The organism is Neolewinella marina, assembly GCF_002631205.1.
GTDB classification, from domain to species: domain Bacteria; phylum Bacteroidota; class Bacteroidia; order Chitinophagales; family Saprospiraceae; genus Neolewinella; species Neolewinella marina.
The window spans coordinates 996,708-1,016,618 of record NZ_PDLO01000001.1 but is presented as its reverse complement, the minus strand read 5'-3'; the positions used below and the strand labels follow the sequence as shown (position 1 = coordinate 1,016,618).

At 62.5% G+C, this 19,911-nt stretch carries 18 protein-coding genes; 8 read left to right on the top strand and 10 right to left on the bottom strand.

Going from position 1 to position 19,911, the window contains the following annotated elements; all coding sequences use genetic code 11:
- The gene (locus tag CGL56_RS04180; RefSeq protein ID WP_099105221.1) at positions 1-480 is read right to left on the bottom strand and encodes an OsmC family protein; all 480 of its coding nucleotides are present in this window, start codon (positions 478-480) and stop codon (positions 1-3) included.
- A gap of 153 nt (positions 481-633) precedes the next feature.
- Here CGL56_RS04180 and rsgA point away from each other — a divergent pair, with 153 nt between their 5' ends.
- From rsgA to CGL56_RS04165, 3 genes are read left to right on the top strand one after another with little or no spacing between them, the layout of a single operon-like run.
- Complete coding sequence (gene rsgA / locus CGL56_RS04175; RefSeq protein WP_187305568.1) at positions 634-1,608, top strand: ribosome small subunit-dependent GTPase A; 975 nt, start codon at positions 634-636, stop codon at positions 1,606-1,608.
- Positions 1,608-2,531 carry a class I SAM-dependent methyltransferase gene (locus CGL56_RS04170; protein WP_099105220.1) on the top strand — a complete coding sequence of 308 codons (924 nt, stop codon included), beginning with the start codon at positions 1,608-1,610 and terminating at the stop codon, positions 2,529-2,531. Before rsgA ends, CGL56_RS04170 begins: the two co-directional genes overlap by 1 nt.
- Before the next feature lie 30 nt (positions 2,532-2,561).
- Complete coding sequence (locus CGL56_RS04165; protein ID WP_099105219.1) at positions 2,562-4,061, top strand: ArnT family glycosyltransferase; 1,500 nt, start codon at positions 2,562-2,564, stop codon at positions 4,059-4,061.
- Here CGL56_RS04165 and CGL56_RS04160 read toward each other — a convergent pair.
- Complete coding sequence (locus CGL56_RS04160) at positions 4,058-6,010, bottom strand: Na+/H+ antiporter NhaC family protein (RefSeq protein ID WP_099105218.1); 1,953 nt, start codon at positions 6,008-6,010, stop codon at positions 4,058-4,060. The two genes, CGL56_RS04165 and CGL56_RS04160, sit on opposite strands and share 4 nt — an antisense overlap.
- 119 nt (positions 6,011-6,129) lie before the next feature.
- Here CGL56_RS04160 and CGL56_RS04155 point away from each other — a divergent pair, with 119 nt between their 5' ends.
- A complete protein-coding gene (locus CGL56_RS04155) occupies positions 6,130-8,361 on the top strand; it encodes a T9SS type A sorting domain-containing protein (protein WP_167641488.1) in 2,232 nt (743 codons plus the stop codon).
- Between the two features lie 64 nt (positions 8,362-8,425).
- The gene (locus CGL56_RS04150) at positions 8,426-8,917 is read left to right on the top strand and encodes a DUF4112 domain-containing protein (protein ID WP_099105216.1); all 492 of its coding nucleotides are present in this window, start codon (positions 8,426-8,428) and stop codon (positions 8,915-8,917) included.
- On the opposite strand, the gene cmk is transcribed toward CGL56_RS04150, so the two are convergent.
- The 5 genes from cmk to CGL56_RS04125 all read right to left on the bottom strand — a co-directional run bounded on the left by cmk (position 8,898) and on the right by CGL56_RS04125 (position 14,158).
- Entirely contained in the window at positions 8,898-9,581 is a 684-nt protein-coding gene (gene cmk / locus CGL56_RS04145; RefSeq protein ID WP_099105520.1) for a (d)CMP kinase, read from the bottom strand. The two genes, CGL56_RS04150 and cmk, sit on opposite strands and share 20 nt — an antisense overlap.
- Before the next feature lie 133 nt (positions 9,582-9,714).
- Complete coding sequence (locus CGL56_RS04140) at positions 9,715-9,936, bottom strand: DUF2795 domain-containing protein (RefSeq protein ID WP_068220307.1); 222 nt, start codon at positions 9,934-9,936, stop codon at positions 9,715-9,717.
- A gap of 136 nt (positions 9,937-10,072) precedes the next feature.
- Complete coding sequence (locus CGL56_RS04135) at positions 10,073-11,278, bottom strand: hypothetical protein (protein ID WP_143470599.1); 1,206 nt, start codon at positions 11,276-11,278, stop codon at positions 10,073-10,075.
- A 209-nt stretch (positions 11,279-11,487) separates the two neighbouring features.
- Complete coding sequence (locus tag CGL56_RS04130) at positions 11,488-13,407, bottom strand: ABC-F family ATP-binding cassette domain-containing protein (RefSeq protein WP_099105214.1); 1,920 nt, start codon at positions 13,405-13,407, stop codon at positions 11,488-11,490.
- Between the two features lie 106 nt (positions 13,408-13,513).
- On the bottom strand, positions 13,514-14,158 hold the full coding sequence (locus CGL56_RS04125) for a hypothetical protein (RefSeq protein WP_099105213.1): 645 nt from the start codon (positions 14,156-14,158) through the stop codon (positions 13,514-13,516).
- Between the two features lie 293 nt (positions 14,159-14,451).
- Between CGL56_RS04125 and CGL56_RS04120 the strand changes: the two genes are divergently transcribed.
- Positions 14,452-14,829, top strand: a complete 378-nt coding sequence (locus tag CGL56_RS04120; RefSeq protein WP_099105212.1) for a four helix bundle protein — start codon at positions 14,452-14,454, stop codon at positions 14,827-14,829.
- 107 nt (positions 14,830-14,936) lie between these two features.
- Here the strand turns inward: CGL56_RS04120 and tesB are convergent, their stop codons facing one another.
- On the bottom strand, positions 14,937-15,797 hold the full coding sequence (tesB, locus tag CGL56_RS04115; RefSeq protein ID WP_099105211.1) for an acyl-CoA thioesterase II: 861 nt from the start codon (positions 15,795-15,797) through the stop codon (positions 14,937-14,939).
- Between the two features lie 91 nt (positions 15,798-15,888).
- Here tesB and CGL56_RS04110 point away from each other — a divergent pair, with 91 nt between their 5' ends.
- Both CGL56_RS04110 and CGL56_RS04105 read left to right on the top strand, forming a co-directional pair.
- A complete protein-coding gene (locus CGL56_RS04110; protein WP_143470598.1) occupies positions 15,889-17,310 on the top strand; it encodes a TlpA family protein disulfide reductase in 1,422 nt (473 codons plus the stop codon).
- An 88-nt stretch (positions 17,311-17,398) separates the two neighbouring features.
- Positions 17,399-18,592 (top strand): acetyl-CoA C-acyltransferase, encoded by a 1,194-nt coding sequence (locus tag CGL56_RS04105; RefSeq protein WP_099105209.1) that lies wholly within the window; start codon positions 17,399-17,401, stop codon positions 18,590-18,592.
- A gap of 146 nt (positions 18,593-18,738) precedes the next feature.
- On the opposite strand, the gene CGL56_RS04100 is transcribed toward CGL56_RS04105, so the two are convergent.
- Positions 18,739-19,350 carry a 1-acyl-sn-glycerol-3-phosphate acyltransferase gene (locus CGL56_RS04100; RefSeq protein ID WP_245183932.1) on the bottom strand — a complete coding sequence of 204 codons (612 nt, stop codon included), beginning with the start codon at positions 19,348-19,350 and terminating at the stop codon, positions 18,739-18,741.
- Positions 19,351-19,361: 11 nt separating this feature from the next.
- The gene (locus tag CGL56_RS04095) at positions 19,362-19,850 is read right to left on the bottom strand and encodes an asparaginase domain-containing protein (RefSeq protein WP_099105208.1); all 489 of its coding nucleotides are present in this window, start codon (positions 19,848-19,850) and stop codon (positions 19,362-19,364) included.
- Positions 19,851-19,911 lie beyond the last annotated feature (61 nt).

Below are 19,911 nucleotides of genomic sequence, written 5' to 3'. Positions count from 1 at the left end.
TCAGTTGTCGGCCGCCGTAGTTTCCGGTTCGTAGGCGAGGGGGACCTTGACGGAATTGGCGATGTAGCATTTCTGACCCACTTCCTCGTGGAGGCGGTTGGCCAGGTCGACCTTGGCGGGATCCGCGATGCGCACCCGGGGCCGGAGGGTCACTTGCGTAAATCGTCCGGCGCCGCCGTCGGTCTCCAGCATGGTCCCTTCCGCCCGGTCCTCGTAGTCCAGTACAACCACGCCGTTGACCGACGCCAGGTGGAGGTACCAGAGCATATGGCAGGAGGAGAGGCTGGAAACGAACAGCTCCTCCGGATTGTACCGCCGCTTGTCGCCCCGGAAATCGGGATCGCTGGAGGCTTCAATCTCGGCGGATTTTTCCGGGGCCTGGATCACGTGGTCCCGGGAATACGCGCGGTAGTCCAGGGTGCCGCTGCCTCGGTTGCCGGTCCAGCGGGTGTTGATTGAATAGCGGTGCAGTTTGCTCACGTAAGTAAATTGTAGGGGTGGATAAGGGTCGGGGTGGGGACCGGAAGTCCTAAGATAACCCTTGCACGGCAAGCGCGGCCACCGCTGCGGTCTACCTCCGGAAATTGACCGCGGCGGCAACTTTCGGATCTATTCCCGACTTTTAACCTTCACATGATCGAAGGCACCGTCACGAAATCCACCGGCAGCTGGTACAATGTCCGGCTCGATACCCCCACCCCCGAGGGGGACCGGGAGCTGCGTTGCCGTGTCGCCGGCAAGTTCCGCCTCGATGAGTTGAACCTGACGAACCCCATTGCCGTCGGCGACCGGGTCACCGTAGAGGTGGAAACCAACAACGACGAGGAAACCGGCGCCATCCGCGGCATTGCCGACCGCCAGAACTACGTCGTCCGCCAGAGCCCCCGCCGCAAGCACGATCTCCACCTGATCGCCAGCAACGTAGACCAGGCCATCCTCATCACCACCATCATTGACCCGGGGGTGAAACTCGGCTTCATCGACCGCTTCCTCCTCATGACCGAGCCCTTCGGCATCCCCACCACCATCGTGGTGAACAAGGCCGACCGCTACGAAGAGGAAGAGATGGAAACCTTCGCCGTCATCCGGGATATCTATACCGACATCGGCTATACGGTCATGCTGGTGAGCGCCCAAACCGGACAGGGCATCGAGGAACTCAGGGAACACATGCAGGGCAAGCGGAGCCTGCTGAGCGGACAGAGCGGGGTAGGAAAATCGACCCTGGTGAACGCCGTGGAGCCCGGCCTGGACCTGCGCACCGGCGAACTCTCCGACTACACCGGGAAGGGACAGCATACCACCACCTTCGCGGAACTGTTCCAGCTGAGCTTCGGCGGGGAACTGATCGATACCCCCGGCATCAAGACCCTCGGCTTCAATTACCTGAAGCCCCAGGACGTAGCCCACAACTTCCGGGAGATCTTCGCCGTCAGCCAGGATTGCCGCTTCGGCGGGTCCTGCCTCCACCGCACCGAGCCGGGCTGCGCCGTCAAGGAATCGGTGGAGGAGGGAGACGACCGGGTCACCGACCTGCGCTACTATTCCTACCTCCAGGTACTCGAAGAGGTGGAAAGCCAGAACTACTGGGAAAGACGCAAGGTGTAATGGCGAAGTGGTGGCTGAAAGCCGTGGTTCAGAAGGCAATCTCCTTCCTGCCGCAGCGCGAACGGGTCAATTTTCTCTTCCAGCGCTACGTCACCCGGGGCGTGGCCCTCACCGACGAGCACCTCGGCTACAAACTCGAAGCCGCCCGCGACCACCTGGCCTATTACCGCAAGTACGGCACCGTGCCGCCCGGGCAGGCCACCGCCCTGGAGCTGGGCACCGGCTGGTACCCGATCGTCCCGACCCTGCTGTACCTGGCGGGCTTCTCCCGTATCGTGTCCATCGACATCCGCAACTGGATGAGCCGCGACCGTCAGCTACTGGCGTTCACCCGCATCCTGGACTATCACGACCGGGGGCTGCTGCAGCCTTACCTGGACCAAGTGGACGCCACCCGGCTGGAAGCCCTGCGCGAGATCGCCCGCGACCCCGATCGCTATACCGTCCGCGAAGTGAACGCCCGCCTCCGGCTGGAAGCCCGCATCATGGACGCCACCCGCCTGGACTTCGCCGACGACAGCTTCGACCTCATCTGCTCCAACAATACCTTCGAGCACGTCTACCCCGAGGTGCTGCGTGACATTCTCCGCGAGTTCAAGCGGGTGGTGAAGCCCACGGGGGTGATGAGCCACTTCGTGGACCTCTCCGACCATTTCGCCCACCTCGACCCGGGAATCACGATCTACAATTTCCTGCAGTTCAGCCACCGGCAGTGGGCCCTGATCGACAACGAGATCCAGCCCCAGAACCGGTTGCGATGGCCGGACTACTGCCGCATGTACGCCGAGCTCGGCATCCCGGTCCGGGAGGAGAACGTCCGCCCCGGCAGCCTGGCCGACCTGCACACTGTAGCGGTGCACCCCGACATCGGTAACTACCCCCCGGAGCAGCTGGCCGTCAGCCACGGCTACCTCATCAGTTAGGGTAGCGGCCGCCGTGGCTACCTTTACCGTATGCGCCTGCCCCAACGACCCGCCCTGCTGGCCGGATTTCTGCTGAGCCTGCTGGTCAGCATCGGACTACACTGGACCATTTTCCCCCTGGAAATCCAGGGGCGGCACAACTGGCGGCAGAGCCAGACGATGTGGAACGTCCGCAATTTCCTCCACTACGACAACGACATCCGCAATACGCGGGTCAGTCACTTCAACGGCAGCCACGACAACCTGCTGCGCTACGAGTTTCCCGTCCTCCAGTGGAGCATCGCCCAGGTGCAGCGGGCCGTGGGGGAGAGCGTCCTCGTCGCTCGGGTAGTGGTGTGGCTGGTGGGGGTCTTCGGGCTGGCTGGGTTTTTTCTCCTGCTGCGCACCAAGGGCGTCCCGCCGGGCATTTCCCTGGTGGGCACCGTGCTGTTGCAGTTCTGTCCCCTGTTCTACTTCTACACCGTTAACGTGCTGCCCGACCTGCTGGCGCTGTCGGCCGGCATCTGGTACCTCTACTGCTGTTTCGCTTACTTCCGTGACGAGCGCTGGACCAGTTTGTTCGGGGCGGTCTCTTTCCTCCTCCTAGCCACCCTGGCCAAGCTCCCCTTCGCCATGTTCGCCATCGTCGGGGTGGTATACACCCTGGGCCGGGTGTGGCAACCGGGCCGGCGGCGGCGGGCGATGGCCTTCGCCGGCCTGCACCTGCTGTTCATCGTGCCGGCCGTGCTCTGGTACCGCTGGGTCATGCCGGGCTGGGGCAGCAATCCCGTACTCTACGGCATCTTCGGCAGCGCCAACAGCCGGGAGGAAAACCTGAAGATCCTCGATTTCTTCCTGGAGCAGTACATCCCTTACGACCTGCTCTCCCCGCCCATGTGGGGCCTGCTGCTGCTCGGTATCCTCTGGCCGGCCACGCGACGGACGCCGGTGCCGTATGCGCGGTACGTCTGGGCGCTGGCCGGGGTCACCCTCGTCTACGTCGCCCTGCAGTGGAATACCATCACCGTAGTCCACGACTACTACCTGCTGCCCCTCCTGCCGTGGCTCTACATTGTCGTGACGGCCGGTGCGGGGCGCATCTGGCAATGGACTTCCGGGACGCGGGCGCGGGGCGCGGGTGCCGTATTGGTCGGGGCCGCCGTGCTCGCCGCCCCCTGGTATGCCTACCAACTGCGGCAACCCCTCTGGGCGGCGGAGACCGGAGCCTACTACAACGTGATGCAGGACGCCTACCGCCACCAAGAGGCGCTGCAGGCCGCCGTGGACGACGACGAAAAGGTGATCGCCCTGAACGACATCTCCGCCCACATCTTTACCTGGCTGATTCGCAAACGGGGCTACGTGTTCCACAGCAACCACCTGCAACCGGAATGGATAGATGACCTCCACCGCAACCGGGGGGTGAACTACCTCTACTCCAACAGCCGCAAGTTCGACCAGGATTCCGCCGTGCAGACGCGGCTCGATACCCTGCTGCTGGAAGCCGGCGACATCCACGTCTACCGCATCCGCAGCCCGGAGGAAAATTAAAGGTCCATCTCCATTGTCTGCCCGAAGGTGCGGACCACGAACCACAGCACGATGAGCCCCGCGGCCATCAGCGAAAGGCACACCAGCCACCCGCCGCCGAGCACCGTGGAAAGGAAACCGCAGAGGAGGGCTACCGCACCCACCGTCAGGGCGTAGGGCAACTGCGTCCGTACGTGGTCAATGTGGTTGCAGTCGGAAGCCAGGCTGGACAGGATGGTGGTGTCGGAAATGGGGGAGCAGTGGTCACCCAGTACACTGGCGGCCAGCACCGTGCTGATCACGTTATAGAACAGTCCCGCCGCGGCGGCCTCTTCCCAACCGGACATCATGGCGACCGTCCAGGTCAGCGGAATGGCAATGGGGTAGAGGATCGCCATCGTGCTCCAGCTGGAGCCGGTAGAGAAACTGATGAGGGCCGCCAGGACGAAGATCACCGGCTGGAGGAAGTAGGGGTTCAGGGCATCGCCCAGCAGCTCCACCAGGAAGGTAGCCGTGTGTAGTTGCTCGGTGGTGAGGGCCAGAGCCCAGGCGAGGGTGAGGATCATCACCGCGGAGAACATGGCCTTGAAGCCGGCCGTGAGGGATCCAATCGTCTCTTCCACGTTCATGATCTTCTGGCCGATGGTCAGGACCATGGCCACGATTACGCCGCTCATGCTGGCCCAGAGCAGGGCCACGTAGCTGTCGGCGGCCCCGATGACGAGCCCCAAGTTTACGAAGAAGCCCCCTTCCAGCGCGCCCCACACCGCGCCCCAGTCGCCGGTGGCGGGTGGATTGGCGAGCCCCTGCTGGAGGCTGCCCAGACCGGTGTCCAGCAAGCCGATGATGGTCATGACGATCACCGTCAGCACGGGAATGGCGGCATTCCGGGCACGCAGCGGAGCACCCGGGATGGGATCCAGGTCCTCCTGCTCGCCCCCGGCGCTCTCTTCCGCGCCCCGGGCCTTGACGACCCCCGTGGTGCGCGCCCGCGTTTCGGCGGTCAGCATCGGTCCGAAATCGCGGCGCTGGTAAATGAGGTAGAGGATGAAGGCCAGGGTAAGGATTGGGTAGAAGCTGTACTTCAGCGACTCGATGAATACCGCGTAGGGGGTACTGTCGGCAAAGTGGGGCACCTGCTCGATGCCGTCGCCGATATAGCCCAGCTCGGCGCCGATCCAGGTGGTGATGAAGGCCACCGAAGCAACGGGAGCGGCGGTGGAGTCGACGATGTAGGCCAGTTTCTCCCGGCTGATGCGGAATTTGTCGGTGACCGACCGCATCGTGTTGCCCACGATCAGGGTATTCGCGTAGTCGTCGAAGAAAATGGCCACGCCCAGCAGCCAGGTCACGAACTGTCCGCGGCGGGGATTGGTGGCGTATTTCGACATCCGGTGTACCACCCCGGCCATGCCGCCGTTGCGGCTGATGACGGCCACCATGCCGCCGATCATGAGGCTGAAGACCAGCACCGAGAGGTGGCCGCTGTCGTTCAGGGATTCGATGATGTAGGTATCAATGGTAGCCAACAGTGACTTGATGACCCCCAGGAAAAATTCGAACCGCAGTCCGCCCGCAATGAAGGCACCTACCCAGATGCCCGCGAAGAGGGAAATGATGACCTCCTTGAAGATCAGGGCCAGCCCGATGGCGATCAGGGGGGGCAGGATCGACAGCCAGAGGGGAATCCGCCGCAGCTGATCCGGGCCCTCGGCGGGGCTGAGGTGGTAGAGTTCAGTCTGTTCGCCCGAGTGGACCAGCTGGATGCCGGGCTCCACGGAGAGCAACAATCCGCTGCCGGCGGGGCTGGCCGCTACCGTATCGCCGTTCACCGTGAAAGTGGCACCTGCGTCCGCGCCCTCTACGAATAATCCGCCTTCCCGTGCACTTACGCGATACTGGGCGTCGAGCCCGCTGGCGGTAAAAAGACTGAACAGCAGGAGGAGAATAAGGCGGGTCGGGGCGGGCATACGGAAATCTTGACGGGCCAATATACGCCGGCCACCCCCTACCGCCTAAACCGGGCTGAACGATGGGGAGCGACAAACATTCCCCGGGTACCGGCGTACCTTGGTCAAGCCATTGCCCCATGATCCGACCCGCCCTGCTTGCCGTACTGCTGATGTTCTGCCGATTCCTGGCGGCCCAGTTTGCCCTGCAGCCCGCCCAGCCCACCGCTACCGGGGCCGACGGCGAGCCCCTGCCCCTGGCCTGGATGGGCGGACTGAACGCCCCCCAGTGGATGGCCACCGACCTGGACGGCGACGGACTCCAGGACCTCTACCTCTTCGACCGGGCCGGCGATGCCCAGATCGCGCTGCGCGGCGACGGCAGCGGCAACTACCGGCCCGCCCCGGAACTCACCGCGGGCTTCCCCACCGACCTCCACGCCTGGGTCATCCTGCGCGATTACGACGGCGACGGAATCGACGACCTGTTCACCTACGCCGCCTCCTCCGATGGGCTGAGGATATACCGCGGCTTCCGCTCGGGGGAGGGATGGCTCACCTTCGGTCCCGTACCGGACTACGCCGGCCTGCGCTATCCCTTCGGTAATGGCACGGTACCCATCTTCATTACCTCGATCGACTATCCGGCCATCGACGACCTGGACGGCGACGGCGACCTGGATATCCTCACCTTCAGCGTGGCGGGGGGCTACGTCGAATATTTCCGCAACCAGAGCGTGGAGCGGGGTTTCGGCCGCGATACCCTGCTCTTCACCCTCGAAGACGAATGCTGGGGCGGCTTCTTTGAAAGCGGCCTCACCTCCGCCCTGGACCTGGCCGCCGCCCCGGGGGAATGCGCCCGCAGCCAACGGCCCGGACTACCCGTCGAACCACGCCACTCGGGCTCTACGGTGCTGACGCTGGACTACGACGGCGACGGGCTGAAGGACATCATGCTCGGAGATATTTCCTTTGAATACCTGGTGCTCGGACGCAATACCGGCAGCCGGGAAGAGGCCTACATCAGCCGCCAGGACCCCACCTGGAACTCCGACGGCACCGTGGCCGAAATCCCCTTCTTCCCCGGCGCCTACCACCTGGACATCGACCAGGACGGCGTGAAAGACCTGGTGGCCAGCCCCAGCCAGACGCTGAACGCCGAGGACGTGAACGTAGGCTGGTACTACCGCAACCGGGGGACGGACGCGGCCCCGGAGTTCGCCTTTCGCGACAGCCAGCTCCTCGTACGCCAGAGCCTGGATTTCGGGAGCGGCAGTCGCCCGGCCATCTTCGATTACGACGCCGACGGCCGACCGGATATAGTGGTCGGCAATACCGAGAACTACAGCCCGGACGGCCGCATCAACAGCCGGCTGCGCCTCATCCGCAACGTGACGCCCCCCGGCGGCCCGGCGGCCTTTGTGCTGGCCGACGATGATTACCTCCGCCTGAGCCGCTTCCAGTCCACCACCTCCGCTTTCACCGCCACCTTCGGCGACCTGGACGGTGACGGTGACCAGGATGCCATCGTCGGCGAACGCAGCGGTCAACTCATCTACCTGGAAAACACCGCGGGAGCCGGACGGCCTGCCACTTTCGACGAGCCGGTTTTTAGCTATATGGGGCTGGACGCCGGGCAGATGGCCGTTCCGGACATCGCGGATCTCGACCGCGACGGTCTGCCCGACCTGGTGGTAGGGGGCTACGACGGCCGCATCCGCTTTTACCGTAACGTAGGCACACCCACTGCCCCCCGGTACGACCCGGATACCGGAGCCCCGGGCAACGCCCTGCAGCTCGGCGGCATCAATACCAACCGTCCTGGATTCTCTACGGGCTACCCCAGTCCGGTGGTGATCACCTATCCCGACCGCTTTCTGCTGGTGACGGGCAACCGGGCCGGGACGCTGGAGGCCTACTCCTTTACCGATTATACCCAGCCCTTTACGGAACTGGAGGATACCGTAGCCGCGGTTGACGTGGGCAGCTTCTCAGTGCCCGCCGTGGGCAACCTGGACGGTGACGGATTGCTGGACTTCGTGCTGGGCAACGAGCGGGGGGGCTTGTCCTATTACCGCTCCGACCTGCCCGCCGGGGAGCCGACGACGGGGACGGCATTTCCCGGGGCGGCGGACTTCCCGCTCAGCGCCTTTCCCAATCCCGCGACCACTTTCGTTCGCCTCGGTGGTTTGCCGGGGTCGCGGGTGCAACATATCCGGGTGATCAGCGGAGTAGGGCAGGTGGTGAGGGAGTTTACGGTCCCCGGGCTGCGGGAGTACTCAGCGGACCTGTCGGGTCTCCCCGCCGGGATCTATCTGCTGCAGGTAGAGGCCACCGCCGGTACGGCTGCCGTACGGATCGTCCTGCGGTAGCCGGCGAACCTCTGCGCCCGGTTTGCGCTTGAAGATCGGAATCCATATCCCACTATTCGTGACCATGACCCGAAGCGACCAACCCATCCTTACCGAAGCCCAGCGCCGCGTACCCCAGCTGCAGTGGGTAGATACTTTCAGCCGGGTGCTGGACACCAAATTCCGTATCCCTGGCACGGGCATCCGGTTTGGCCTCGATTTCATCCTGGGGCTCGTTCCCGGGGCGGGCGACATTCTTTCCCTCGGCATGTCGGGTACCCTCGTGGCCACCATGGCGCGCCACGGGGCGAGTCCGCGGCTGGTGGCCCGTATGCTGGTCAACGTCATCCTGGACGCCTTCGTGGGCTCCGTACCGGTGCTGGGGAACATTTTCGACCTCTTCTACAAGGCCAACTACCGCAATGCGGAATTGATGCGCGAATACTACGAGGAGGGGCGCCACCGGGGCAGCGTCTGGCCGGTGGTGATGGCCGTCGTGGCGGCGATCATCATCATGATGATCCTGCTGGTCTGGGTGACCTACCTGATCTTCGACTTTATCTTTTCGGCGTTCTGATCTGGGCCACCAGTTCGGCGCCCCGCTCCACGAGTTGCTCGAGGTTCAGGTGGGTGTTGTCGAGCAGGATGGCGTCATCCGCCATGCGCAGGGGGCTATCGGCCCGGCTGCTGTCGATATGGTCGCGTTCTTTCAGGTTGGCGGCCACCTCTTCGCGGCGGACTTCCTGTCCGTTGGAGAGCAGTTCGCTGAGCCGCCGGTCGATGCGGGTTTCGATGTCGGCGGTGACGAACAGCTTCAGGTCCGCATCCGGGAAAACGACGGTACCGATGTCGCGGCCGTCAAGGATGACCCCACCGTCGGCCCCCATGCGGCGCTGCTGGTCCACCATGGCGCGGCGCACCTGCGAGAGGGCAGCCACCTGGGAAACCATATTGCTTACGTTGAGCCCCCGGATCTGGTCTTCCACGTCAACTCCGTTCAGCAATACGTGGTTGTCGGTGGGGCGGAAGCCGATGGTCGTTTCGCTGAGGGTGGATGCTACCGCGGATTCGTCGTCCAGGTCGACGCCGGACCGCTGCAGTTGCAGGGTGACGGCCCGGTACATGGCGCCGGTATCGATGTAGCTGTAGCCGAGCCGGCGGGCCAGGGCGCGGGCCAGGGTCGACTTTCCACAGGCGCTGTATCCGTCAATGGCGATGGTAAGGGGGGGAGGGCTGGCCACGGGAGGCTTATTTTTCTTGGCCTTTGCGGAGGCCGAAATGCACACGACGCCGGCAACCCAAGGTTACCGGCGTCGTGTCAGAAGGAATCTGGATCAAATGCACGCCCGTAAACCGGGGAAGCCGTCGGGATTCCTAGTATTCGTCTTCGTTGAAGAGGAAGTCGTCCTTACGGGGGTAGTCGGGCCAGATGTCGTCGATGGCCTCGTAGCTTTCGCCCTCGTCTTCCATCGCCTGCAGGTTCTCGATCACTTCGAGGGGGCTGCCGGAGCGAATGGCGTAGTCGATGAGTTCATCGCGGGTGGCGGGCCAGGGGGCATCTTCCAGGTGTGAGGCGAGTTCGAGCGTCCAATACATAACTGACTGTTGTTTAAGTACCTAAAAAAGCCATCAGGCCGCGATTTGTTTCCGGTGATTCGGGCGGCAAATGTAGTAATTCACCGAAACTCCGCGTGCCTTGCCGAAAATTAGTTATTCCGGCGCTGATTGTCAGTTACTTAGCCTGATTGTAGGTGCCGATCACCGTGAAGCTTTTATCCTCGTATCCGGGAGGCACCACCCCGATGCGGCTGCTGTTGCGGGGGCCGGTGGGGTCGATGAAGATGTAGCGCTGCCCCTTGTAGTTGAAGGAGTCGCCGGGCATATCGCTGCCCACGGCCACGGTCAGGTGGTCGTCGTAGGCGATGACCGCCATGGGCAGGTCGAGCAGGTCGCGTACCAGGGCAAAGAAGAGGGCCGAGCGGTCTTCGCAGTCGCTGTAGCTGTAGCCGAAGACCTCCTCGGGTACCATGGGCTTGGAGCGGCCGAAGTACTCATTGTCCTCCTTGTAAGCGAAGGCCGAGCGGGTGAAGCTGGCCAACAGCTCCAGCTGCTGCTGGGTATCCATGTGCTGCATGTACCGCTCCAGCTGGGGCAGCAGGCTCTGGGCCAGGGTGGGGGAGAGGGGGGTGTCGAGGTAGCAGTACTCGTGGATGAAGGGGTAGTCGGTCATGATGTCGACCATCGTCTTGTCGAAGGTGACCTTCAGGTGCTGGGTGATGCCGTGGAAGTTGAACTGCAGGGCCTTTTCCACGGGCTGCTCGGCCAGCTCCGGCCAGCTGGGCAGCTGGAAGCCGAACGACTTGCCCCGGGGGTTGGGGTGGTCGTTGAAGATGAACAGCCGCTGCCGCCCCTGGCAGTCTCCGTCCACGCAGCTCAGGTTGGCGTAGGTGCGCCCGTCGGATTCAATGATGGGTACCTCAAAGAGGTCCTCTTTGGTATATACGTTGATGAACACCTGGTCACCCCGGAAGGTCAGGCGGGCGTCGAAACCCGAGTCGATGAGCAGTTTGTAGAGGGTGATCTCCTGGGCGCGGGGGGATTGCCCCTGATAGATGGTGTTCAGGGTGGTGCGGGCCAGTTTGAAAAACAGAAAGTCGTTCAGCTTGAATTGCCCCTTGGCCGCCAGCAGGTGGTTCAGCAGCACCTGGGTGGGGCGGCGTTCCAGCTGGTTGTAGGTGTTGCGGATGGAGGCGTTGGACAGTGAGCTGGGCTCCTTGACCAGCATGGCGGGATCGTAGGTGACGGCCACCGGCTGGGCGTAAAACGGAATGCTGAAGCGCTGGTAGTTGGCCGGATTGCCCAGGTTGGTAAGGTTCGTATTCGCAAAAGCCAACAGACAAAGGGTGAGTGCCGTGAGCCGCGCGAGGACAATTTTCATGGAGCGTATTTTCAAGATCTGGGGTAGCAAGGGAGGGAGTGAACACGGATGGAACCTGATACGTAATATACGCTTCGGGCCACCGAAAAGTATAGCTCACTACGGGGAATTAGGAATTATTTAAGGGTATAATTCCGTAGCGCAGAATTAATGTCGGGCGGCTGCCCTAATCCCGATTCCCGCTTGGCTCTCTTGCCAGTCCCTGATCCCTACTCTCCCAGCTGGAAGCTGGCGGCTTCCCAGGCTTCCATCACCTGGTCCAGTTCTTCCTGCTTGCGCTTGAGCTCGGCGGTGGTCTTCTCCACCCGCTGGGCATCTTCATAGAAGGAGGGGTCGGCCATTTTCAGGTGGATCTTCTCGATGTCCTGCTCCAGTCGCTCGATCTTCCGCTCGGCGCTGCCGACCTCCTTCTGCAGCCGCCGCCGTTCGTCGTTGTCCAGGGGGGCGCGGGGCGCGGGTGCCGGGGTGGAAGCGGTTCCGTTGCTCTTGGGTTTTTCCAGTTCGACGCTGCGCATGTCGTTAAGCTGCCGCTTTTCCAGGAAGGCGTTCACGTCGCCGAGGTGCTCGTAGAGCTGGTGGTCCCGGAACTCGATGGTACGGTCGGTCAGGCCGGCCAGGAATTCCCGGTCGTGGCTGACGACCAGCAGGGTGCCGTCGTAGTCCATGAGGGCCGACTTCAGCATGTCCTTGCTGGCCATGTCGAGGTGGTTGGTAGGTTCGTCCAGCACCAGCAGGTTGAAGGGCCGCAGCAGCATACAGGCCAGGGCCAGGCGGGCGCGTTCGCCACCGGAGAGCACCATCACTTTCTTGTCCTGGTCCTCACCCGAGAACAGGAAAGCGCCGAGGATGCTGCGCAGGCGGGTCCGCATTTCGGGCGGGCTGGCCTCCTCCATCGTTTCCAGCAGGGTCTTGTTGCCGTCCAGGGCGTCGCTCTGGTTCTGGGCGTAGTAGCCAACGCTGACGTTGTGGCCCAGCTCCACCTCTCCGGAGGTAGCGGGGATCTTGCCGATCAGAATCTTGGCCAGGGTTGTTTTGCCCTGCCCGTTCTGCCCTACGAAGGCCACGCGGTCGCCGCGGTCGATCTTCAGGTCCGCCCCGCGCAGGACGTTCAGCTTGCCGTAGGTCTTGGTCACCCCCCGGGCCTGGAGGGTAATGGCCCCGGAACGGGGGGCGGGGGGGAAGCGGAGGTTCATCACCGCGGTATTCGTTTCGTCGAGCTCGATGCGCTCGATCTTGTCGAGCTGCTTCTGCATCGACTGGGCCATCTTGGTCTTGGTGGCCTTGGCCATGAAGCGGCTGATGGTCCTTTCCTTGTCGGCGATCACCTTCTGCTGGTTCAGGTAGGCGGCCTCGGCCTTTTCCCGCCGTTCGGCCTGCAGCTCCACGTACTTGCTGTAGCCGGCCTTGTAATCGTACACCTTGCCCAGTTCGATCTCGAGGGTACGGTTGGTCACGTTGTCCAGGAACTGCCGGTCGTGACTGATGGTGATGACCGCCCCTGAATAGGAGCTCAACCAGTTCTCCAGCCAGATGATCGACTCGATGTCCAGGTGGTTAGTCGGTTCGTCCAGCAGCAGGTAGTCGGGGCGCTGCAACAGCATCTTGGCCAGCTCGATGCGCATCTGCCAGCCGCCGGAGAATTCGGTGGTCTGCCGACGGAAGTCCTTCTGCTCGAAACCCAGTCCCTTAAGTACGCGCTCGGCTTCCGCCTCCATGGTGATGCCGCCAACCAGGGCGAAACGCTCGGTCAGGTGGGTGAATTCCTCCAGCATGGAGGCGTAGGAGTCGGAGGTGTAGTCGGTCCTTACCTCCATTTCGCGGTTAAGTTCCTCGAGGCGGTCCTCCATCTCCTGGATGTGGGCGAAGGCCGTCAGGGTTTCCTCCAGCACCGTATTGCCGCTGGGCAGGTCCATCTCCTGGTGAAGGAAGCCCAGGGTGGAGCCACTTTCCCGCTGCACCTTCCCCTCATCGGGGTTGACGTCGCCGGCGATGATCTTGAGCATGGTCGATTTGCCCGCACCATTGCGGCCCACGAGCCCGACCTTGTCGCGGGTGCCGATGGTAAAGGTCACGCGGTCGAAAAGGATACGATCGCCGTACTGTTGGTAGATACCGGTGGCGGTTAGCATAGGGCAGGGGATTGGGGGGCGGGCCGGAAAAGCCGGCTTAGCGGCCGCAAAGGTACAAATTGCTGACCTGAAATGCAGTAGCCCGCCACGCACCGGGTTGCCGGTGCTATACGATATAGTTGTCGTTGCGCAGGATCTCCCGCAGTTCCAGGTCGTCCCGGCTGGCCCGCCTCCGGAAGGCGTCGGGCTGACTGCGGTAAGGCTCCTGCAGTACGTAGGTGCGCTGGCTCTGTTTACCGTAGCCGGCTGAGAGGTAGAGGATGTCCACCACACCTTCGGAAGCGAAATACTTCATTTCCCGCCGGATCATTGCCAGCGGCAGTCCGGTAGCCATAATCAGGTCCTGGTCGCGGGGCCGGAAGTCGTAGCGCTTGAACAGCAGCAGAAGGTCGTCCACCGTGAGGAAGGGATCGACGGAAAGGTCCGGCGGCTCGCGGTCGTCCAGTGGCTCCCGCAGGGTGTAGTGGCTCACCAGTCGCCGGTTGTAGCCCTGGTCCAGCAGTCCCGCCATCGCCAGCCGCATCAGGCGGGAACGGGCCTCACCCTTGGTCAGTTGGGTCGATTTCGAAAGCCGATCGGGGGTGAGGAAGCCGTCGGGTTCCCGCGACAGTCGCAGCAGCAGATCGCGGTCGCTGATCTTCGACGGCAGGGAACCGGAACTGCGTTGCCGCCATACGAGGTAGATCACCAGAGCCAAAATCAACATGGTCAGAAACGACGCCAGCAAAATCAGAAAAACGGTTTTGGACATGAGGGGCTGTTGGTCGGATGGGGTGGATAAGATAGGGGATGTGGGGTAGACGCTTCGCTGGGACAGACGCTGCGCTGGGACAGACGTCCTGCGGCCTGGAATAGACGCTGCGCTGAGACAGACGGCCTGCGGCCTGGGGCAGACGCTACGCTGAGACAAATGTCCTGCGGCCTGGGATAGACGTTGCGCTGAGACACCAAGCGTATGAATCCGTATATAAACGATTTTATACGAATAATTGACGAGTAGTCGTATGGCTTGGCTCCATTTTTAAGGGAAACCAAAAAAGCGACATGAAAACTTCCGCATTTAGAGCCTGGGCTGCCTACCGCAAAGCGTTCGATCTATCCCTTAAAATCGTAAACGTCAGCCTGCGGTTTCCACCACATGAACGGAGCATGGCCGATCAGATTCGCCGCTGCTCCCGGTCGGTCTGTGCGAATTTGGCTGAGGTGCATGCGGTCCGTTCTTATCCCAGGCACTACCGGTCTAAGTTGGTGATTTGCATTGGGGAGAACATGGAAACGCAGGTGTGGCTTGAGCTGGCCCTGGCCGCGAAGTACATCCAAAAGGAACAATACAACACCCTCCTCACCCTCTCGGAAGAAGTAGGCCGGCTACTGTCGTACATGATTACCCGGCACGAGAAATTCGCAAAGTGGAAATGCTAACCCTCTACCGCCGAGCGTAGCGAGGCTCTAACCCCTCTAACCCCTCTAACCCCTCTAACCCGAGCACAGCGAGGCCCTAACCCCTCTATCCCGAGCGCAGCGAGGCCCTATCCTTTTTTCTCTCGCAACAACCCTTCCTGTACCACGCTGGCGACCAGGTGGCCCTTCGCGTCGAAGATATTGCCCCGGGTGAAGCCCCGCGCTCCACTGGCACTGGGGCTGTCCATGCTGTACAGCAGCCATTCGTCGGCCCGGAAGGGGCGGTGGAACCACATGGCGTGGTCGAGGCTGGCCATCTGAAGGTTGCGGAAGTCGGCGCCGCGGCCGTGGGGCAGCAGGGAGGTGGTCAACAGGTTGTAGTCGCTGGCGTAGGCCAACACCAGTGCCTGCAGGCGGCGGTCGTCGGGCATCTCTCCCCGGGTGCGCAACCATACGTTGCGGCTGGGGGCGTACTTCTCCCGGTTGAAGGGGTTGAGGAACTCAACGGGGCGGAACTCCAGGGGCCGCTCGATACTGAGCATCTTGCGGATGTTGTTGGGCAGCTGGTCGCCGAACTGCTTGGCCATGCCCTCGTAGCTGACCAACTCCTCGGCCGGCAGCACCTCCGGCATGGGGATCTGGTGGTCGAAGCCCTGCTGGTCGAGCTGGAAGCTGGCCGTCAGGTGGAAGATGGCTTGCCCCTTCTGAATGGCCTTGACGGCACGGGTGGTAAAGCTGCCGCCGTCGCGGATGCGGTCGACCTCAAAGACGATCGGCAGGTCGAGGTCGCCCGGCAGGACGAAGTAGCCATGCAGACTGTGGACGTAGCGGTCTTCGGGAACCGTGCGGATGGCGGCGGCCAGCGACTGGGCCAATACCTGTCCGCCGAAAACGCGGGCACTGCCCACGCTGCGGCTTTCGCCGCGGAAGAGGTTCACCTCCAGCCGTTCCAGGTTGAGGAGGCTGAGGAGTTCGGAAATCTGCTTCATGCCGCAAACCTACGAAGTCCGCTCCCGATGTGCCGCCGGAACCCCTCCCGGCACGTCCGCCAAAATGACCACGGCGTTCATCTGTACGCATATGTACGTTCCACCGTTCCGGCTGTTTATCCTGCTACCTTGCGTTTTCCTCGGCACCTGCGCGCTGCCGTCGCCCTCACCCCCGCCCTGGAGCGACCTTGCATTTGATGATCGCCTCCTTACCCGCCTGATCGTGCGCAATGCCGGGCCGGAAACGATCGATTACGAATGGGCCAGTCGGGCCCTCGAAATGAGCCGGGAATTGCGATCGGATTCCCTGGCTCCTGGCGATTCCGTGGTGTTATTTCTGCCGCTTTTCCAGCCCGTCCGCACCTATCTCTTTACTGCCCCGGGGGGCAGGGCGAACCTGCACCTGCTGCCGGGAATACACCGACGGGTAAGCTGGGACGGGCAGCACTGGCGGGAGGATAGTCCCTTATATTGCCCGCTGCGACGGCTGGAAACCGAATTGCCGATGCAGGGACCCGAAACCCCCTATACGGGGAGCTGGGAAGAAGTAATGGCTTACTATGGTCCGCGGGAGAAGGAGTTGCTGGAGTTTGCCGACAGCCTCCGCCGGGCGGGGACCACCCAGGAATGGCTCACCGACCTGCTGGAGCAGCAGATTAGGCTGGGTGTCGCCGCCGAAATCGAAACCATCCGGGGCTATCAACTGATGCGAGAGGGTACCATTCCGGCCCTGCCCGACACCCTCGAGGAACGTATTAACCGGCTGCTGGCGAACAGTGCTCTGGTGGAAGCTCCGGCATACCATCATCTGCAGCTCCGCCACCACTTCCTTCAACCTCCACAGGCCGCGAATGGCGGAGACCTCGTTGGGGCAATGGAGAGAAACCAACTGGAGGCGATCATACGGGAGCTGCCTGTAACGGAGGAAAGGCGACATGATTTCCTAGCCCGCTTCGTGGAGCGAGGATACCACGACGCCCGCGCTTACGGGACCAAATCGGCCCTGATTGATAAGGCCTTGTCTCTGCTGCCTCCGGCCTACCTGAATTATCTGACCGGGGTGAAGGATTCCATCGACGGGGTGCGGTCTGTCAACCAGGGCTTGGTTGAAATACTGGATGCGCCGCTGGTGGATAGGGCCGGTCGGCAGGTGATCCCCCGCAGTATCTATTCCGGCCGGCCGGTACTGTACAAGTTCTGGTTCCCGGGGTGTATTCCCTGTCGGCGGCAGTACCCCTTTGAGCGCCGGCTCCGGGAGGAATTCCCCCGGTTGCGGCTGGTCTACCTGGCCTACGCTACTCCGGAGGAGAGGTGGCACGCCTATCTGGACCGCCACGCCACACCGGCCGACCGTCAGCTGTACTGGGACGTTACGGCGGAGGGAGCCGTCGCCCGCGGACTGAACAGCTCACCCCGCTATGTGCTGTTTGGGACCTCCGGAGCGGTGATCTGCGCCCGCTGCCCCCCGCCATCTGACCCCGCGCTTTCCGCAGCATTGAGTACTTTGGATTGACCGTTTACCGCAGTACATCGCCCGCCGGCAACTGACTCCGGAACAAACTGTTGACAAGACAACTATCTTTACGAAAAACCAATCGACCATGCCCCAACACCACCACCCCCCCGTCTACATCGTTTCCGCCGTACGTACGCCGATCGGCTCCTTCGGAGGCGTTCTTTCCTCCCTTTCCGCCACCCAGCTGGGCAGTGCCGCCATCAAAGGGGCACTCGAGCGGGCCGGCGTACCCGCCGACCGCGTCCAGGAGGTGTTCATGGGTAACGTGGTGAGCGCTAACCTCGGACAGGCCCCCGCCCGCCAGGCCGCCCTCGGGGCCGGCATCCCCAATACGGTACCCTGTACCACGGTAAACAAGGTCTGCAGCAGCGGTATGAAAAGCGTGATGTTCGGTGCCCAGACCATCATGCTCGGCCACCATGACATGGTCGTGGCCGGCGGCATGGAAAGCATGTCCAACATCCCCTACTACGTTGCCGACGCCCGCTGGGGCGCCAAGTTCGGCGACCGCAAGCTCATCGACGGCCTCACCAAGGACGGCCTCACCGACGCCTACGACCAGAACGCCATGGGCACCTGCGCCGACGCCACGGCGAAGAAGTACGGCATCACCCGCGAGGAGCAGGACGAGTACGCTACCAACTCCTACAAGCGCAGCGCGGAGGCCACCGGCAACGGCACCTTCAAGCGGGAGATCGTACCCGTAAACGTACCCCAGCGCCGGGGCGACGACCTCATCATCGAAGAGGACGAAGAATACAAGAAGGTCAAGTTCGAGAAGATGGCCAGCCTGCGCCCCGCCTTTTCCAAGGATGGTACCGTGACGGCCGCTAACGCCAGCACGATCAACGACGGCGCCGCCGCCCTGGTACTGGTGAGCCAACGGGTAGTAGACGAACTGGGCCTCAAGCCACTGGCCAAAATCGTCTCCTTCGCCGACGCCGCCCACGAGCCTCAGTGGTTCACCACTGCCCCCACCAAGGCCGCTCCCCTGGCCGTCGAGCGGGCCGGACTGAAAATGGAAGACATGGATTTCCTGGAAGTGAACGAGGCCTTTAGCGTAGTGCCCATGGCCTTCGCCAAGGAGCTCGGCCTGAAAGGCGACAACATGAACGTGACTGGCGGTGGCGTTTCCCTGGGCCACCCCCTGGGCACCTCCGGCGCCCGCATCCTGGTGACCCTCATCAACGTACTCCACTCCCGCCAGGGTAAATACGGTCTGGCCACCCTCTGCAACGGGGGCGGCGGAGCATCCGCAGTGGTGGTGGAGGCTTTGTAAGGCGGCCTTGCCAAACGCTTCAGCCGGGGCGCTCCCGTTCATTCGGAGGCGCCCCGGTTCTTATTTATGCTTTACGGAGTTCACTTACGTGACGGAATTAAGCGACTGATCCGCCAGCCGCTGATCAACCTTCGTGAAACCCTCCCTTACCTCGGGGGTGAACTTTCCCCCTCGGCGGTCGGCAATTCATCCAGGACGGCGGGATCGTAGTGGAAGCTGTTCTCCGGAATCAGGCCCACCACCCCGTCGAAGTGGCGGTAGATGTAGTCGAAGTCCGCGCGCACGTCGTCGGTGGGGTGGAAGGGTTCGGAGAACTCGATGACCCGGTTCCCGAAGTCGAATTTGGCGAACACCAGGGGCACCTTGGCCTCCTTGGCGATCCAGTAGAATCCCGTCTTGAAGCGGTCGACCTTCTTGCGGGTACCTTCCATGGCAATGCAGAGGTAGAATTCCTCCCGCTCCTGGAAGATCTTGGCTACCGCCTGGGTAAAGTTGGTGCGCTTCTCCCGGATCACGGGTACGCCACCCATCCACTGCATCGCGCTACCCATGGGCCCTTTGAAGAGGTCGGACTTGGCCACGAACTGGATATAGCGGCCCACGACGGCCCGGGCGTAGAGCCCATACGGGAAGTCGCGGTTGCTGGTGTGGGGGCCGGTGGGCACCACGCATTTCTTCGGCCAATTCCCGTGGTTGTGATCGACCACGCGAATGCCGTTCAGGCGGAGCATCAGGCGGGCCAGCCAGGCGGGCATCATAGGAGAGGGGGTTAAACAGCTTCAAAAAAACCCGTGGCGCGGTTCTTGCGCACCCCGTCCCAGGTGAAGTAGCGACCGTTCATCACGATGTACACCCCGGGGGGGAGCGCCTGAACGAAGGCCAGGGCACTTCCCAAGTTAAAGAATCCGTCGGAAGAACTGCCGAAGGCGTAGGGAATCATGGCCCCAGTAATGACGATGGTCTTGCCCCGGATGTCCGCCTTGGCCAGGTGCTCGGCCGTTTCGGTCATGGTGTCCGTGCCGTGGGTGATGAGGATCTGATCCGTATCGGTGGAGCGGCAGTTGTGGGCGATATTCTCCCGGTCCTGGGGGGTGATGTCGAGGCTGTCCACCATCATCAGGGTGCGGATGCTGACGTCAAGGGTGGAACGACCGACTTCAAGCATTTTGGGCAGGCTGCTGTCGCGGAAGAAAAGCCGGCCAGTCACGAAGTCGTACTCCTTGTCGAAGGTTCCGCCGGTTACAAAAATTTGGATCAAGGGCTATAAATTAAGTCGCCACAGCGACGCCTGGCGGTTACAAAATTGCGGCAAAGGTATA

Coding starts and splice junctions, on each gene's coding strand:
- rsgA (WP_187305568.1), top strand. CDS start 634: ATGATCGAAGGCACCGTCACGAAATCCACCGGCAGCTGGTACAATGTC.
- CGL56_RS04170 (WP_099105220.1), top strand. CDS start 1,608: ATGGCGAAGTGGTGGCTGAAAGCCGTGGTTCAGAAGGCAATCTCCTTC.
- CGL56_RS04165 (WP_099105219.1), top strand. CDS start 2,562: ATGCGCCTGCCCCAACGACCCGCCCTGCTGGCCGGATTTCTGCTGAGC.
- CGL56_RS04160 (WP_099105218.1), bottom strand. CDS start 6,010: ATGCCCGCCCCGACCCGCCTTATTCTCCTCCTGCTGTTCAGTCTTTTT.
- CGL56_RS04155 (WP_167641488.1), top strand. CDS start 6,130: ATGATCCGACCCGCCCTGCTTGCCGTACTGCTGATGTTCTGCCGATTC.
- CGL56_RS04150 (WP_099105216.1), top strand. CDS start 8,426: ATGACCCGAAGCGACCAACCCATCCTTACCGAAGCCCAGCGCCGCGTA.
- CGL56_RS04140 (WP_068220307.1), bottom strand. CDS start 9,936: ATGTATTGGACGCTCGAACTCGCCTCACACCTGGAAGATGCCCCCTGG.
- CGL56_RS04135 (WP_143470599.1), bottom strand. CDS start 11,278: ATGAAAATTGTCCTCGCGCGGCTCACGGCACTCACCCTTTGTCTGTTG.
- CGL56_RS04130 (WP_099105214.1), bottom strand. CDS start 13,407: ATGCTAACCGCCACCGGTATCTACCAACAGTACGGCGATCGTATCCTT.
- CGL56_RS04125 (WP_099105213.1), bottom strand. CDS start 14,158: ATGTCCAAAACCGTTTTTCTGATTTTGCTGGCGTCGTTTCTGACCATG.
- CGL56_RS04120 (WP_099105212.1), top strand. CDS start 14,452: ATGAAAACTTCCGCATTTAGAGCCTGGGCTGCCTACCGCAAAGCGTTC.
- tesB (WP_099105211.1), bottom strand. CDS start 15,797: ATGAAGCAGATTTCCGAACTCCTCAGCCTCCTCAACCTGGAACGGCTG.
- CGL56_RS04110 (WP_143470598.1), top strand. CDS start 15,889: ATGTACGTTCCACCGTTCCGGCTGTTTATCCTGCTACCTTGCGTTTTC.
- CGL56_RS04105 (WP_099105209.1), top strand. CDS start 17,399: ATGCCCCAACACCACCACCCCCCCGTCTACATCGTTTCCGCCGTACGT.
- CGL56_RS04100 (WP_245183932.1), bottom strand. CDS start 19,350: ATGATGCCCGCCTGGCTGGCCCGCCTGATGCTCCGCCTGAACGGCATT.